Origin of the sequence: Vibrio tapetis subsp. quintayensis, from assembly GCF_030409945.1 — a bacterium.
Classification (GTDB): Bacteria; Pseudomonadota; Gammaproteobacteria; order Enterobacterales; family Vibrionaceae; genus Vibrio; species Vibrio quintayensis.
Genome location: NZ_JAUFQV010000026.1, coordinates 515,871 through 532,090, shown reverse-complemented (window position 1 = coordinate 532,090; position 16,220 = coordinate 515,871). Strand labels below are relative to the sequence as shown.

At 43.8% G+C, this 16,220-nt stretch carries 13 protein-coding genes, 3 tRNA genes and 2 pseudogenes; 10 read left to right on the top strand and 8 right to left on the bottom strand.

What is annotated here, in order from left to right; genetic code table 11:
• Positions 1–110: 110 nt before the first annotated feature.
• Entirely contained in the window at positions 111–884 is a 774-nt protein-coding gene (locus QWZ04_RS12910) for an HNH endonuclease (protein WP_290328600.1), read from the bottom strand.
• A gap of 641 nt (positions 885–1,525) precedes the next feature.
• Here QWZ04_RS12910 and QWZ04_RS12905 point away from each other — a divergent pair.
• A complete protein-coding gene (locus tag QWZ04_RS12905) occupies positions 1,526–1,672 on the top strand; it encodes a hypothetical protein (protein WP_290328599.1) in 147 nt (48 codons plus the stop codon).
• A 215-nt stretch (positions 1,673–1,887) separates the two neighbouring features.
• On the opposite strand, the gene QWZ04_RS12900 is transcribed toward QWZ04_RS12905, so the two are convergent.
• Both QWZ04_RS12900 and QWZ04_RS12895 read right to left on the bottom strand, forming a co-directional pair.
• Positions 1,888–2,163, bottom strand: coding sequence for a helix-turn-helix domain-containing protein (locus QWZ04_RS12900; RefSeq protein ID WP_290328597.1), 276 nt, complete (start codon positions 2,161–2,163; stop codon positions 1,888–1,890).
• 1 nt (position 2,164) lies between these two features.
• Positions 2,165–2,509: a type II toxin-antitoxin system RelE/ParE family toxin gene (locus tag QWZ04_RS12895; RefSeq protein WP_290328595.1), complete on the bottom strand. Its 345-nt coding sequence runs from the start codon at positions 2,507–2,509 to the stop codon at positions 2,165–2,167.
• Between the two features lie 354 nt (positions 2,510–2,863).
• Here QWZ04_RS12895 and QWZ04_RS23560 point away from each other — a divergent pair.
• Positions 2,864–3,147: pseudogene (locus tag QWZ04_RS23560) on the top strand (transposase); the annotation flags it as partial.
• 280 nt (positions 3,148–3,427) lie between these two features.
• On the opposite strand, the gene QWZ04_RS12885 reads toward QWZ04_RS23560, so the two are convergent.
• Positions 3,428–4,012: a hypothetical protein gene (locus QWZ04_RS12885; RefSeq protein WP_290328593.1), complete on the bottom strand. Its 585-nt coding sequence runs from the start codon at positions 4,010–4,012 to the stop codon at positions 3,428–3,430.
• 275 nt (positions 4,013–4,287) lie between these two features.
• Here QWZ04_RS12885 and QWZ04_RS23555 point away from each other — a divergent pair.
• A pseudogene (locus QWZ04_RS23555) lies at positions 4,288–4,562 on the top strand (IS91 family transposase); the annotation flags it as partial.
• Between the two features lie 263 nt (positions 4,563–4,825).
• Here QWZ04_RS23555 and QWZ04_RS12880 read toward each other — a convergent pair.
• From QWZ04_RS12880 to QWZ04_RS12865, 4 genes are all read right to left on the bottom strand, one after another.
• Positions 4,826–5,407 (bottom strand): hypothetical protein, encoded by a 582-nt coding sequence (locus QWZ04_RS12880; RefSeq protein WP_290328591.1) that lies wholly within the window; start codon positions 5,405–5,407, stop codon positions 4,826–4,828.
• Between the two features lie 375 nt (positions 5,408–5,782).
• Positions 5,783–5,856: transfer RNA gene (locus QWZ04_RS12875), tRNA-Cys, on the bottom strand.
• A 76-nt stretch (positions 5,857–5,932) separates the two neighbouring features.
• A tRNA-Leu gene (locus QWZ04_RS12870) sits at positions 5,933–6,019 on the bottom strand.
• Positions 6,020–6,111: 92 nt separating this feature from the next.
• Positions 6,112–6,187 (bottom strand) — tRNA-Gly (locus tag QWZ04_RS12865).
• 271 nt (positions 6,188–6,458) lie between these two features.
• Between QWZ04_RS12865 and QWZ04_RS12860 the strand changes: the two genes are divergently transcribed.
• From QWZ04_RS12860 to QWZ04_RS12830, 7 genes are all read left to right on the top strand, one after another.
• Positions 6,459–7,304, top strand: coding sequence for an SGNH/GDSL hydrolase family protein (locus QWZ04_RS12860; protein ID WP_290328588.1), 846 nt, complete (start codon positions 6,459–6,461; stop codon positions 7,302–7,304).
• Complete coding sequence (locus QWZ04_RS12855; RefSeq protein ID WP_290328586.1) at positions 7,304–8,206, top strand: LysR family transcriptional regulator; 903 nt, start codon at positions 7,304–7,306, stop codon at positions 8,204–8,206. The genes QWZ04_RS12860 and QWZ04_RS12855 overlap by 1 nt, the downstream gene beginning before the upstream one ends.
• A 189-nt stretch (positions 8,207–8,395) precedes the next feature.
• The gene (locus tag QWZ04_RS12850; RefSeq protein WP_290328585.1) at positions 8,396–8,914 is read left to right on the top strand and encodes a sigma-70 family RNA polymerase sigma factor; all 519 of its coding nucleotides are present in this window, start codon (positions 8,396–8,398) and stop codon (positions 8,912–8,914) included.
• 1 nt (position 8,915) lies between these two features.
• A complete protein-coding gene (locus tag QWZ04_RS12845) occupies positions 8,916–9,881 on the top strand; it encodes a FecR domain-containing protein (RefSeq protein WP_290328583.1) in 966 nt (321 codons plus the stop codon).
• Between the two features lie 72 nt (positions 9,882–9,953).
• Positions 9,954–13,076 (top strand): TonB-dependent receptor, encoded by a 3,123-nt coding sequence (locus QWZ04_RS12840; protein ID WP_290328581.1) that lies wholly within the window; start codon positions 9,954–9,956, stop codon positions 13,074–13,076.
• 203 nt (positions 13,077–13,279) lie between these two features.
• Positions 13,280–14,626 carry a PKD domain-containing protein gene (locus QWZ04_RS12835; RefSeq protein ID WP_290328579.1) on the top strand — a complete coding sequence of 449 codons (1,347 nt, stop codon included), beginning with the start codon at positions 13,280–13,282 and terminating at the stop codon, positions 14,624–14,626.
• Positions 14,627–14,794: 168 nt separating this feature from the next.
• The gene (locus QWZ04_RS12830; RefSeq protein ID WP_290328577.1) at positions 14,795–16,177 is read left to right on the top strand and encodes a PKD domain-containing protein; all 1,383 of its coding nucleotides are present in this window, start codon (positions 14,795–14,797) and stop codon (positions 16,175–16,177) included.
• The last annotated feature ends 43 nt before the right edge of the window (positions 16,178–16,220 follow it).

The following is a 16,220-nucleotide window of genomic DNA, read 5'->3' as shown; positions in this document are numbered from 1 at the left end:
AGGCGGTGCGCCCACCACACCAGATCGCACAATTTACTATGAGAAGTGGCAACGGGCTTGTTCAACACTCGGGATTTAACGCTGGCTGCGCAGAGCATAATCCTTATTTGTTAGCCGTAATGTACTTCTCTGTGACAATTTGGACAGAGAGCGATAGCATTATCAACAGTATCATCTCCCCCCTTAGCCAAGGGCACTTTGTGATGCACTTCTAAATAATACGTGTCGTCCTTTTTTCTTCGGAACGGTGCGATATTTCCACACTCCTCACAGTGCTTACCAGCTCTATACAAAACTTCAGCAACTACGTCGGGATTTCTATCATAAACAGCTGTTGTTACATATCTCTTTTGCGGCTTTGACTTTGCTGTATTAAGGCGTTTTTTGCGCTCTTCAGAACTAGATTTCAGAGATTTTTCTACGTTTTTTACAAAAGACGATACTACCTCTTCATATAGATCCCTACCCGAACCAAGCTCAGATAAGAGTATTTCAGAGACCTCTGATTGCAATGGTTCACGAAAAGTTATTCCCTGAGAACAAAAGTGTTTTTTAAAATTGCTCCAGCCTTTATTCCCACCTGCTTTTTGGGGAAGGATTTCGCTCAAGATATCTTCGTCAAGAATTGGAAAATCGATTAACTTAGAAATATTTTCCAACTCAAAGCGATATGGAAACTCGTTTTCTAAGTCATCATAATGCGAGATTACTTTAAAAATGCCGCATAAACGGAAATTATCATGCCCAATTGGCTTTTGAATAACAAAGAACTCTGAACCTACGGAGACCTTGTTTCGCTTAGTTTCATTTGTTAGTCCATATCCCAAGATTGAGTCAAAACCCCCTGCATTCTTGGGACCGTGATAAGCATAGTAATATTTCATTATCTCTCCATTATTCCGATTACGGCTAACGCCCGCTTCTTGCGAACCCCCTCATAATTAACCATAAAAACAATGAGGTAGACGCGCACCGCCGCCTTTGATCTAATGAATATCGCCAAACACACATTTTGATCAAATGGGCTCACGATGCGCGATATTCAGATTCTACAGCAAACCTTACAAAACCAATGCCCCTCGATTCACAAAAAACGGCTTAATTCTCTGATACTTGCCATAAATAGCATGCTTGACGGCTCTGATTTGACCCTGACTAAGCTAGGTCGTCGGCTAGAAACAATACCACGGTAAAACATGCAATTAAGCGTGTTGGTAGGCTACTTGGAAATCGCCAACTCCACCGTGAAAAAGACCTTTTTCATTGATAATAACGGGGGCTAATCCCTGTCCAGTAGTCCTTGTTGATTGGTCTGATGTTTGTGAGCAACTTCGTTATATGATGTCAAAAGCATCCGTTGCTCTGGATAGAACTCAACGTGGACACACACCAAAAATCGGAAATCTACTTCCACTTAGATTTCGTGTGTGTCCCGTTAATTTATCAATTGTTTAAAGTGCGGCAATACATGCGAGGTGGGATTAACTAATTTGGCATCGCTAACGCTTATCAAGCGTGTATCGATTTGGACCAATGGATCCGTCGGCGAGTACGTATGTGTTACTGGCGTCAGTGGCGTAAACCACGGACAAAGGTGCAAAACTTACTTAAACGCGGAGTCTGGTTCCAAACAGCCCTTGATTGTGGTCTTACAAGCAAAAGGCCGTGGTGAAGTTCGAAAACACCCGGGATACAGCTAGCGCTGAGTAATGATTACCTTAAGAAAGCAGGATTGTTTTCACTAAGAGATGGATGGATTGCTGTTCAATACCCAAATCAGAAAATGTAGATTAGGCGTTCTGAAGGAACCGCCCTGTGCGGATCCGCATGCAGGGTGGTGTGGGGCTGGAGGGTAAAGACCTCCGGCTACCCGATTAACTGCGATACCTAAACTAAGCGAATTTCGACTTTTTTACCAAGCGCTGATGCAAAACGCTCCAACGTGGAAAGCTTCACATCTTCTGCGTGATTTTCGATACGTGAGATAGCACTTTTTTGCGTGTGCAGCAAAGTGGCAACGTCAACTTGCGTTAAGCCAACTTCGTTGCGGGCTTCTTTAAGTAACGCACCAAACTTAAGCGCCTGATAACCCTCATCAAACCCTTCCAAAAACTCAGGATCATGTCCCTTGCGAGCGGCAATATATTTTTGTAAATCACTCATGTTACTTTCTCCTCAAGTGATCTTTGCGGCGAGATTCAGCGAGCTTAATGTCACTAGGTGGTGTTTTCTGAGTTTTCTTTTGAAAACCATGATTTAGTACCACCAAATTATCACCGTCAAAGAAACCTAACACTCTGAATATGTTATTCCCAACCTGCGCTCTAATTTCCCAAATATCATCGGTACCTTTCAACTTCTTAAGGTAGGTAGAAGGAACTGTCTTTAGTTCTTCGACTAACTTCATAACCCAAGTAACTTTTTGAGCCTGTTTAGCTGAAAGTGAGTCCAGAAAATCGGCTACTGGAACCTTTCCATCTTCAGTTTGGTAAAATTTAATTTCTCTCATGGAGAAAGGTTAACATAGAAGTGAACTTTTGGAAATGCGAGAGCAGTTAACGCCGTAATAAGCGGACTAAAATAGTGGATTATAATGTGAAGCGAAGCGAAACGTAACCCACTGTTTTAGTTGCGTTTAATTACCTTATTGAACGAAGTCACTCCGCAACAGAGTAAAGCGTACACCGCCCATATTCTCTGTACCTCCATCGTTGTGATGGTGGATGATAGGAGAACACACCATTAATCCTACCGAACAAGAACCATATAATCGTTGTTATGAACAACATCTTACCAGCTTAACTATGCAAGATAAACGCCCTGCTACCATTGATACTTATTCTCGCGCGGTGCGTCGAATTAGCTTGAAGCCATCAATCAACACCCACAACAGTGGTTACCCAAATCGATACCGAAACAGTGGGTCGTTGACTGCCATGACCATAGCGTCACCTTCCGCTACAAAGAAAGTAAAACCAACGCAATAAGAACGCGCACTTTACCCACGATTGATTTCTTGTTGCTCTTGTTGCTAAACCTGTTTTATCAAACTCCGCCAATGACACGTCCATCAGAACCAAAGCCATACGAACATGCCAGTGCTGTCAGCATGACACGGCGTGCGTGGGAATAACGCGACCGAGATAGCCGAAAGGCGAACATAATAAGGATGATGACCGAAATGAAATCAGAGGAGAGACGAACAAAAAGAAGAAGATAAAACGGCTAACTGATTGACAAGATTACTGTCGTAACCTTATCTCAGCCTCGCTCGACTTGAGAAAAGCCTCAAGGCGATGCGCCCACCACACTAGATCGCACAATTTACTATAAGAAGTGGCAACGGGCTTGTTCAACTCTCGGGATTTAACGCTGGCTGCGCAGAGCATAATTCATATTTATGATGAAAATACTCACTACGCCCACATTACCTCTTAACACCCAGTAATATTGTACATTCTGAACGACCAGAAAAATGAAAACTTGAGCACAGAAAACCATTTTCCGAAATGTGAGCCATTAACCTTTTATTTGTGGTTTCATACTCATTTAAATCGGCATTACCATGAGCTAGGTAAATACCTCCAGTAACAACACCTAACTCCTGAGCTTCCATAAAGTCGAGTGCCAAATTCTTACTATTGAAAGCAAATAGATACTCTGAGGATTGATTAAGATTCCTAATGTCAGCTATATCGATATTATTTGGCATTTCATCAGAAAACAGCTTATCGGCAATATTTAAGACAACATCATGGATAACTGCTAAATCATTTGATGGGCTTTCAAAAACAATCATTTCAAGACTGTAATTCTCACAGAGATGAGACAGCGCTGTAGTTTGTTCAGGAAATAGACCTGATACAAAGAGCGCATCAAATTTAGAATTCAATAAAGGAGAAAATTCGATATTTTCATGAGGAATAAAGCTTCCATTTGACACCGAATCTAACTTCGGAAGTGAAATAGCTAATTGCAATTCATCCATATCTATTTCTGATGGTTCAAACATCGCATTCCTTATTTTATTCGATTTTAATAACGCTCACATTAAGTGGGCTAAAATTGCTTGTTGAACGAAGCCGCTCCGCGGCAGAGTAAAACGTGCACCGCCCATACTCTTTGTACCTTCATCATTGTGATGAAGGATGACAGGAGTACACAGTATGAACCCTACCGAACAAAAACGAATAATCGTCTTTATGAACAACACCTTACCAAGTTAACTCTGCAAGGTAAACGCCCTGCTACCATTGATGCCTATTCTCGCTCGGTACGTCGAATGAGCTTGAAGCCATCAATCAACACCCACAACTGTGGTTAACCAAATCGATACCGAAACAGTGGGTCGTTGACTGCCATGACCATAGCGTTACCTTCCGCTACAAAGAAAGTAAACCAACGCGATAAGAACGCGCACTTTACCCACGATTGATTTCTTGCTGCTCTTGTTGCTAAACCTGTTTTATCAAACTCCGCCAATGACCACGACCATCAGAGCCAAAGCCATACGAACCTGCCCGTGCTGCCAGCATGAGATGGCGTGGGTCGGAATAACGTGACCGAGATAGCCGAAAGGCAAACATAATAAGGATAATGAGCGAAATGAAATCAGAGGAGAGACGAACAAAAAGAAGAAGATAAAACGGCTAACTAATTGATAATATTGCTTTCGCAACCTTATCTCAGCCTCGCTCGCCTTGAGAAAAGTCTCAGGGCGATGCGCCCACCACACCAGATCGCACAATTTACTATAAGAAGTGGCAACGGGTTTGTTCAACACTCGGGATTTAACGCTGGCTGCGCAGCGCTTAATCCTTATTTGTTATGCCTTATCTACGATGGATTCGACTTGCGTATTCAAGATTTTTCTCATCATAATTATTGAGAATTTAACACCATCTTTTTCTGAAACGATATCTCTTAAATAAATTTTATCTGAGCCATATTTCTGAGGAAATTTAATGCTCATATAGGTCATAAGTTCTTTTTGAGGCTCCCAGAATCTATATTTAATTTCATCGTGACCAGAATACTTAGTTAAAAAACGATCTATCGTAAGTCCTTCTCTCTGCCAATTAACAAGTTCTTTGTTTACCCAAACATCATTCCAAGTTTCAAAAACTGGAAAGTGGGCGAGAATGTTACGCACAAATTTAAATAGCGCCCCACCAATTTCTGACTCCATTGGAGGTCTTTGTTTTTTCAGAGCTTCTAACACCATTTTAAATGGTTCATAACTTAATGCTTCCGCGTAAACAGCAAACAAATGAGAAACTTTACTGAAACGATACCATTCCTCTTTTTGCCAAAATTCATCTTCTATGATTTCGTCAGCAAGATCATAGAACCGATTATAAGCAAGGCTCAAAAAGAGTTCTGCAGACTTAGTTGGTCTCACATCCACGCAGATAACTCCATTAGGCATAACGCTTTATATACAGATCTCCGTCGCCTATTTGACCAAAAATACAACAAAATAGTTCTGAAAATCTTTCGTAATACTACTCTTCTACTGGCATAAAATCAGTAAGTTATGGAATCTATTCATACCGCTATCGCCAAAACATTGGATCTTTGCTATCTAAGTCACGGATCGTTGGAAATCTGCCATTGGTGTTTATAAAAGCAGCATCTTTTTGTAAAGAAATCTCTGTTATTAAGCATCAATTCAACCTGAAGGCGGCTGTTTAGTGCAAGAAAGGACGGTTTGAAAATATGGGAGTTAAAGCGACAAGATACAAAAAAGCCCCAGCATTTCTGCTAGGGCTTAATCAAATAATGGAGGCGCCTCCCGGAGTCGAACCGAGGTCCACGGATTTGCAATCCGCTGCATAGCCACTCTGCCAAGGCGCCATTATTCTTTTTGTGCTCATCTTTTATTGCTATTAATGAGCTTAGTTTTACTTCCACTGCTTGAGTAGAAAATAGATGGTGCCCCGGGCCGGACTTGAACCGGCACAGCGCGAACGCCGAGGGATTTTAAATCCCTTGTGTCTACCAATTCCACCACCAGGGCACGCAAACTTGTTGCGATGCTCCTAACCATGAGTCCTCAATGAGGACGGTCAGACACCATCTTCGATACCGCTTTCGCCATATCTTATAATTTGGAGCGATACATCGGGTTCGAACCGATGACCTCAACCTTGGCAAGGTTGCGCTCTACCAACTGAGCTAGTATCGCCTTGTTCTTAAAGAAGCGTTAACTTCCATATGGGCTTTGCCCTGAGAACGAGATGTACTTTAACGGATTGAGAAAATCCGTCAACAATAAATTTTGCATTTTGATTCAACCGGTTAAATTTACATCCTATTAATTGAAAATCCATCATTTAGCGATCACAAAAAGATCAGCCATTCGAAACAGTTTATGCTTGATACCAAACTTTATCTGCAATTACCTATTCATGTGCCACGTTTTAGGCATAATAACCGCTCAAAGAAAAAGGATTGAAATGAACAACTCAGCACTACTTAAACAGCTTCAGGCCGGTGGTACATTAGATTTATATCAACTCTACCTCACCTTTCATCCCATGCCTGTCCACCAGCTACTTTCTGAGTTACAAAAGCTCAAGCAAAAGAACCAACTCTCAACCAAGTTGAGCCACCAAGTCACACAAGCTGAGAGAGCTTTTGCTAACGCCGACGCCAGCAAGAGCGCCGAAGAGAACTTGAAGATAATCGGCCAAGAGCTTGACCTTCAACAAAGAGCACATAGCATGAGCCGTTACATCCAACTGTCCGACAACCATCGGCACTTTACTCCCCAAGTAGAGTTAGTCATGTTTGGTGATTCAATCACGGAATGGGGCCCCTGGGCAGACGCACTCCCTCAAATAAAAGTCGCTAATCGCGGTCTTGCCGGGGATACCACAAGAGGCATGCTCGGCAGAATTGATACCACGACAAACGTTGAACCTAAACTGATTTGTGTCATGGCTGGTATCAACGATTTGGCTCAGGGTCACACTGTCTCTGAAGTGTTTGAGAACTACACCCGCATGCTTGAAATATGGAAAACCGACAATACAAAAGTGATTGTACAATCGACGCTTCATGTAGGTATCGCGCTAGATGAACTCAACGCCAAGGTATTCGAACTCAACCAACAGCTTCAAATGCATTGCACTAATAACGGTTTTTACTACTTAGATCTCAACAAAACACTCGCACCAACTCAGATCTTATCCAATACTTTCAGCTGTGACGATTTACACCTCAATGCCAGCGCTTATCAAATATGGCTTGATGCATTGGCTCCTGTGTTAACAACTCAGCTTAGTAAAGAAGGCCTATAATGCGAAACAGCGACGACTTTGTTATTTTTTACCATCTTGTCGAGCATGGTTCGTTTAGTAAAGCGGCAGAATGCATTGGCTTAACTAAGTCTGTCGTCAGCAAGCGTGTGACTCGATTAGAAGAAGAATTAGGTGTACAACTTTTATATAGAACAACGCGAAAACTCACCTTAACAGAAGCCGGAGAAGTCTTTTTTAAACATGCTCGTGAGGTATTTCAATCAATCCAGAACGCTCAAGATGCGATGAGTGGATTAGGCGAACGCTTAACTGGCAACATTCGAATTACGGTTCCGACGATTTCTGGCGAGCTATTCTTACCCAAAGTTATCGCTAGATTTAGCAAAAAGTATCCAGACATTAATATCCAAATGGATCTAGATAACCGATTTATAGATATTGTCGAGCACGGTTACGACCTAGCGATACGTACTGGCATGCTGCCGGATTCCAGCTTTATTGCTCGAAAATTAGTTGAAGCGAGATGGGTAATTTGCGGCTCCCCAGATTATTTTAGCCAGCATCCTGCTCCACAGAGCTATACCGAGTTACGTAGCCACAACTGCCTCACCTATTCCTACCAAGAAACAGGGGCAAATGAATGGTTATTTCAACGAGGCGATGAGTCATTCACCATAAAAGTCTCGGGAAACCTCACTAGCAATAACGCATCTGCACTACGTAAAGCCGCGTTATACGGTCAGGGGCTTATCTACGTACCTAAAGTGTTGGTTGCAGACGACTTAACCGGAGGGCAACTTGTACAAGTATTAGAAGATCAAGTCGCCAAGAGTCTCGGCATTTACGCTATCTACCCTTATACCAAACATCAGCCAACGAAAGTTAGGCTGTTTATCGAACATTTGTATCAATGTTATAGCGAAGAACAACAGCGATTTTAGTGCCGCAGCCAAAATCAGGTATCTATATTGCTGCTAACACCCCTTCCCCCTCGGTAAGATAAGCACCAATCTCCTCTCTTTGTGCATTTCAAAAGGATTTTTATCATCTTTAATTGATTATTGTCAATTATAATGATAATTATTATCATTTGAAAAATACAACAGATTTAAACAAGGGAGTAACAACCAATGACAGCTATCTGTACGGTAAATATGGCGAGCATTGATCACATGTATCAAGAGCACCGTAGCTGGCTTTCGTTGTTTATTCAGCGTCGATTAAGTTGCCCGGAAACCACAGCGGATCTAGTCCAAGACACCTACTTACGCTTGTTAGTGAGAGGTAAACTGCCTGAACAGAAAGACTCCCGTAGATACTTAACTCATATCGCCAAAGGTTTGGTTATCGACTTGTATCGACGTCGGAATATTGAAGCCGCGTATTTGGAACTCTTAGAGCAAGAACCCGATAAAACTTCGGGGTCTCCCGAATCGCAACTCATTGTCGTCGAAGCTTTGGTTGAGGTAGATGCCCTCCTTCACCGCCTCCCTAATAAGGCTCGCCAAGCACTATTAATGCGCCAATTAGAAGGCATGAGTTATAAGCAAATCGCCTTAGAATTGGACGTCTCTGTTTCATCGGTTGAAAAATACGTCGCAAAGGCACTTCAAGGTTGCTTACTCATTGCGCTTGAAGAGCAAAATTAACATGAAACAAATATCAAGAGATTCCATTGAACAAGCTTCTGTTTGGATGGCTCGCCTATGGGCGGATGATGTTGCCGAGCATGATAAGCAAGCTTTTCAAACATGGCGTACCGCCAACCCTGATAACGAATTTGCATGGCAACAACTCGAACAAATTCAAAGTAAGTTCAACGCCATCCCTCAACCTGCTCTTAGCCGGAAAGTCCTGTCTAAGTCTAGAAACATGCCTTCAAATAGTGCGCCTTTACGCGGTATATCTCGTCGCCAAGTTTTGTTAATCGGCGGGGTTTCTTTAGGGACTCTTGGTCTCGTGCTAAACAGCCGAGCTGAACGACCACATGGGGCTGAATATGTCACGGCGGTAGGCGAAGTGAGGGAGATTACTTTGTCTGATGGCACTCAAATGGCCATGAATACCGCCACACGAGTCTTTGTAGATTTCAATCAATACGAAAGACGGCTCCATTTGCTGGAAGGGGAAATATTGATCACCAGCTCTCATCATCTCACGCCCTTTTTCGTCACAACAAAACAAGGTAAAGTCACGCCTATTGGAACTCGATTCTCTGTCCAACAGCGAGCAGAAGACACCTTAGTAGCGGTATATGAAGGTGAAGTTGCCCTCCAACCTGAACGCAAACAAATGGCTCAACACCTACTCGCTGGAGAAAATGCCACTTTTACGCGCATAGACTTGCTCGCCAAAGATAAAAACCCTTCCGCTGATCCGTTGTGGCTAGAACAAAAAATCATGGCTCAAAATACGCCGTTACCACAATTCATGGAAGAACTTTCTCGATATAGAAAAGGCGTATTAAACGTAGATAAAAACCTTAGTGAACTTAAGCTGACTGGCGTTTTTTCTACCCTTGATACCGACGAAACTCTTTTCAATATTAGTCAAATTCTGCCCGTTGAAATCCAATACCGAACGCCTTTGTGGGTGAGAGTCTCAGCAAAAAAATAAATTCCTATTACGGTTTTTCAGGCTTCACTCGGTGTACTGACTAGAAATCAGTAAATCGAAAAGGAATTCAAGTTGTACTCTTGTTCTCATCATAAATTATTGCTCGTGCTACTCAGCGCTCAACTGGGCGTTGCATCTGCATTCATTTCTACGTCCGTACAGGCCAACGAAGCCTCCGAATTCAATATCCCGGCAGGTACACTCGATACCGTACTTAACGAATTCGCAATAAAAGCAGGGATTGAGTTCCACCTTAATTCGGCACTTTCCAATGACTTATATAGCCCAGGTATTAACGGGCAATATAATGTTGATGATGCCCTTAGTTTACTGCTATCCAACACTGGGTTACGAGCCCTGCTTCAACCTGACGGTGCTTATCGCGTGGCTTCAGAGCAAGCAGGCATGACACTCGCGCCCATTCAAGTACGCACGTCATTAGATGACGGTACTCATCGAGATGAAGAAGGCGAATATGAAATTTACGACAACGACGTATCCAGCACATACTTAAGCAAAGAAGAAATCGAACGCTTTAAAGGCACCAGCGCAGCCGACTTATTTACAGGTATGGCCAACACCCACAGTGGTGAAGCGAGAAATGGAGGCGGCAGTATTGACCCAAACATTCGAGGAGTGCAAGGGCCTGGTCGCGTACCTGTCGTGATAGACGGTACAGAACAAGGTATTTCTGTTTATAACGGCTATCGCGGCGCATCCAACCGAAACTATATCGATCCAAACTTAATCGGCGGAATGAAGGTCCACAAAGGTGCGCAAATAAATTCAGACATCAACACATCAGTCGGTGGCGCGGTAGAGGTTACGACCCTGACACCTCAAGACATTGTTCCAGAAGGCGAAACGTTTGGACTCGAGTTTGTCGCTGAAAGCAGCAGCAATTCCATTGAACCCAATGTCGCCCGCTTACACACGGGAAAAAACTGGCAAGATGTTCCCGCTTACGCTGAACTGGGTGGCGTGCCACTCTATGATGATCCAGAGCTCCGATTCCAGACTCGAAGTGATAAAAATGACAACCCCGTTAACGGTGAAGATGTGGCCTATCGATTAGCCATTTCTGGCATCAGCCCAAAATTTGAATGGCTAGGCGCTTACGCTTATCGCAATCGAGGAAACTATTATTCTGGTACAAAAGATTCCGGTTTTTATGCGCAGCCGTATAAAACCGGCGATCGTAATGGAGTTGCGGGTCGTATTCCCTACTTACAACCAGAACACGTGGCTCTCAATCATCTTCCCGGCCATGAAGTACCCAATACTTCATCTGAAATGGAGTCGTTCCTACTCAAAACCACGTTCAACATGACCGACTTTCATAAACTGCAGTTCAGTGCTCGCTTCACCGAGAGCACCCACGGCGAAATCTTGGCGAGTCGTTCGGATTATCGCAACCAAGACGGCCTACCTCAATGGCCACTTGCCAACGTAAAAATGCAAGCTTACAGCCTAAAGTTCAGAGCCAATCCGGCAAACCCGTACTTAGATCTCAGCACCAATTTATGGACAACGCTAACCGACTCTCGAACCAACACAGGGTATGGATTTCCAAACTTCACTCACCAGAAAAGCGATACCCCGAATAAAATCATCAACACCGCAACCGTAAATCGGGAAGAGAGCCGAGTCGGGTTTAACTTTAAAAATGCCATGACGTTAACCGAAGAGTTAGACCTGTCGTTATCAGGTAATTACCAGCAGCATAAGTTAGCCCCAAAAGAAGGGCTTCAGTACATGATTGACCTATACGAAGGCCCGGTAAGAGCAGGAGAGCGCGAGGAGTATAACGGTGCAATTACGATGGAATGGCGACCATTAGAGTCCGTTATTTTCAATGCTGGCGTCCGCTATTCGCAATACCAATCTGAAGATCATTACATCAAAAATCGATTAGATGCAGGTGATACAAAAAGCTTAGAAACGTTGCAACGAGACGGCTACACACTCCGCTATCAAACCATCGAAACGTTTGCAGCTGAAGAAATCGCTCAAAATGTTGCCAACGCCGAGCAAGGCGTTCGCGCCACATTTACCAAAGATAATATCGCTAAGAACATCAACCGCTACCAAAACTTGATGGTGATGTTCCCCGATAGAAAAGACGAATTTCAACAACAGATACAACAGCATCAAAGCGAGTTGGCCAACTTTGATAACTTACTCGCCTCTAAGGTAGAAACGAAAGTCACCGCGGCTCAAAACGAAACTACCTATACGGTGGATCATCAAGCCGATTGGATGTTTAACGCCAAGAATGAGCTAAAACTAGCCGGGAACGCTTGCGCCAACGCAATGAAACAAGCCAATTACGTCAGTGGTAGTTGCAAAGCCTCGAGCAAAAGCCAATCAAGAGAAACCAATACTCGCTATAAAAACAGTGGCAGTGGTTGGGTCCCTTCTTTATCAACCACTTGGTTAATCGATGATTCGAGCCGTACCTACGCGCGCTATGCTGAAACTCTTCGCTTCCCTAGCCTATTTGAAAGCACCAGCGGGTTCTCTGGTAACCCTAGTTTTTCAGCGCCACTAGAACCTGAACGAGCAAAACTATTTGAAGTTGCCTACATTCGTTACTTTGATACGGCGAGTGCAAAACTCACTTACTTCGATCAAGTTATTGAAGATGTCATGGATCGAGACAGAGACAGCTTCTCGTTTGCAAACCTCGATAGCCAACGCACCAGCGGTATCGAACTGCAAGGCATGTTCGACAATGACGCCTACTTCGGTGATGCTTCAGTCGCATACAATTTCAGAAACGAAGTGTGCGATGAAAACTCGGCAGCTCGTGGGCAAATATTAGATATCAGCAACGGCACAGATTCATCGGATGAGACCTGCGTTCGAGGTGGTTATACCCAAACCAGCTACCTCGCAGCCCATGCCGCGCCTGAATATTCGGCGAGCATAATGCTCGGCGCTCGCTTCTTTAATCAAGACTTGGAAACCGGTTTACGAGGAAACTATGTGTCGGGCAGCCACAAAGATGAAGTCATCAAGCGCACCAATGTCACGACTTACGATGCGTACATCAAATACATTTTCAATAAACAATTTGAAGCCGAGTTAATAGGCACCAATTTAACCGACCTTTATTACTTGGAAACCGGCTCTGTCTCTGGCATGCCAGCCCCTGGTCGAACGGTTAGCCTAAAGCTCCATGGCCGATTTTAATTAGCATTACCGAATCCTAACAAAATACAAACCGCTTTTTGAAGTCACTCTTCAAGGGCGGTTTTTCATTTATCTTTCCGATAAAAATACTGCAAAAAAACGTTACGGATTTGCTCATCCTGTTCGGTGTTATAGGTGACATGTTAGATCAAGCACCACTGATCAATTAACGGAATAGCTCCCACAAATTTAGGACAAATGAAATGAAAACAAGTTTGAAATGGATATTGATATCATTCGCCATCCCCGCATTAGCGGCATGTAATGGTGGAGGTTCAGATGCAAGCAAAGACGTTGATGCCACTAAGAACCAAGTGCCAGTCGCAGTTGCTGGGCAAGATCAAAACGTCGCTTTTGGTTCACTCGTCAAACTTGATGGCAAAAACAGTACCGACAAAGACAAACAACTATTAACCTATAAATGGTCATTAAAAGCTAAACCCGCAGGCAGTGCGGCCACCTTAAGTGCTACAGATGTGGTGGCTCCACAGTTTACCCCAGACAAAGCGGGGACGTATGTCGTAAGCCTAATGGTCAACGACGGAAAAGTAGACAGCAAAGCCGTTGATGTGACCATTGTTGTCGCACCTAAAGCGATCAACTCGGTCCCTGTGGTTAACGCTGGCGCCGATATGACGCACGCTATCGGTAGCCCTGTGTCTATTACCGCAACGGCAACCGATGCAGATAACGACGCCTTAACTTACGCTTGGTCAATTCAAACCCAAGCCGCTAACAGCACGCCAACCCTGACCAATGGCGACACAAAAACCGTCACTTTAAATGCGAATACCGAAGGCGACTATATTCTTCAATTGTCAGTATCAGATGGTAAAGACACAGTAAAAGACTCGGTAACCGTAACCTTAGAATCAGCAAACGTTGCACCCGTTGCAAAGGCGGGAGCAGATCAAACGGTAGCTAAAGCAGCCGTCGTCAAATTAGATGGCACAGGCAGCTCCGATGCCAACCTTAGTGACTCGATTCTTTACGAATGGACGTTTGTCTCTAAACCAGCCAATAGTGTTGCCGACCTAACCGGTGCGAATACGGGCACGCCAAGCTTTACGGCCGACTTAGTAGGTGAATATGTTGTGTCGCTAACTGTCAGCGATGGGCACTTTAAGAGCGCCGCATCGAACGTCAAAGTGACGGTCACGGAAGCGGTTAAAAATGAGCTGAAAATTGTTTTTCATGATCGAGATCCAGCTCTGAATGTCTTGCCTTATGTCTTTGAACCCATCACCATCAACAAAACATTCGCGGATCCAAAACCTGCTACTTACAAAATTGCCAGTTTCAGCCTAGAGGCAGTTGGCCAAGACTACACGTTAAAAGAAGTCACGCCGTGGGGAGTAATGGGTGTTGTACAACCAATCATAAAAGGAGTGGTAGAAGGACAAGTAATTAAAGCAGGAGAAACGGTTGAAATTGAGCTTCTGTCCCCGCTAACCGGCGGCCAGCAAGCGATGCTTTCATTTAGCGTTATCATTGAAGAAGACATTAGTAACTATATGGTTGCCGCTACTTACCTTTTCACAACTAACTAACCGCAATATCAGCATCTTCTGATCCTGCCTCTTCAGCGAAAGTGCGGCGTACCGTATTTTCGCTGTTTCATTACTTAGCAATAAAATAAATCAGCTCTTGATTACGGATTCTTCGATTTGGTTCGGTATACACGATAGGACTCAATGTAACCTCTTCAGGAAGACGCAATGAAAAACAGATTTAAGTGGTTTGCCAGCGTGGCGACATTATCTCTCTTACTGGGCTGCAACGGAGGCGGTAGCGGCGACAGTCCCGATATCGACCCGAGCAAACTAAACAATCAAGCCCCCATCGCGATTGCCGGTGTGAATCAAAATGTAAAAGTAGCCACTAGAGTCAAACTAGATGGCACTGGCAGCGTTGATAAAGACCACGACCTCATCACGTATCAATGGCAATTTGAATCAAAACCTCAAAATAGCCAAGCCACAATCCAAGACAGTGCCAGCGCCCTTTCTGAATTTACAGCAGACATAGAAGGTACTTACATCGTCAATTTGATCGTCAATGACGGCAAAACCAACAGTAGGCCAAATTCAGTACGGATCATTGTGGCTTCCACGACCACCAATTCGCCTCCGACAATCAGAAAAATGAACGATAGAAAACTCAACTTGGTCACCACTGCACACTTGTTTGCCAGCGCAAGTGATGCAGACAAAGATGAGTTATTTTACCAATGGGAAATCATTGAGCGACCAAATAATAGCCAACCTGAATTACTTTACAGGAACCATGGTGGCAAAAAAAACTCTGTTCGATTCAAGACCGATACCGCTGGAGACTACATTATCCAAGTGAAAGTATCGGACGGGCAAGCCATCAGCACCGATACTTTCACTTTGAGTTATTACTACGCCAACGTCCCGCCGTCAGCTGAAACGGGATCTGCAATCTACGCAACCGAAGGGATGACTATTCCTCTTGATGCGAGCATGAGCAAAGACCCAAATGGCGACCCCATCACTTACCAATGGCATTTTGTTTCTAAACCAGCCAATTCAAATACCGTCATTGTTGATCCGAGCGCAAAAATCAGTGAATTCTATGCCGATGCACCAGGCATCTATGCTGTTGGTTTAACCGTTAGTGATGGCGAGTTTACTGATGAGCCATACAAGCCATTTTATGTGAAAGTATTTGGGCTACAAATGCATACAAAGCTACTTGTAGGTGACGACACGGAAATGCAGATTCTCCCTTATAAACAAGAATTTGTGGTCGATAAAAGCATAGAAACTGGAGATATTCCCACCGAGTACATATTGAGAAGCTACACCATTGAAGCCGTGGGTAAAGATGTCACGATCAGTGGGATCAGCGCCAAAAACTACAGTGAGTCTGAAGTGACTCCCTACTTTATTGGCCTAGCAGAAGGCGAAATCGTTACGGTTAAAAAGGGGGAACGCGTTACCTTCCAATTAGCAACACCTCCCACTAACGGCAAATCAGTACGATTAGGATTTGGTTTTTCATGGAGCCTAAACGGCTACGGCGATTTTAGCGCTCAAGAACAATTCTGGGCTGGGTATCAGTTCAAGAGCCGTTAAGTGGATTTTTAGCTCGGCTTACTGCCGAGCTTTTTCTTTTTTT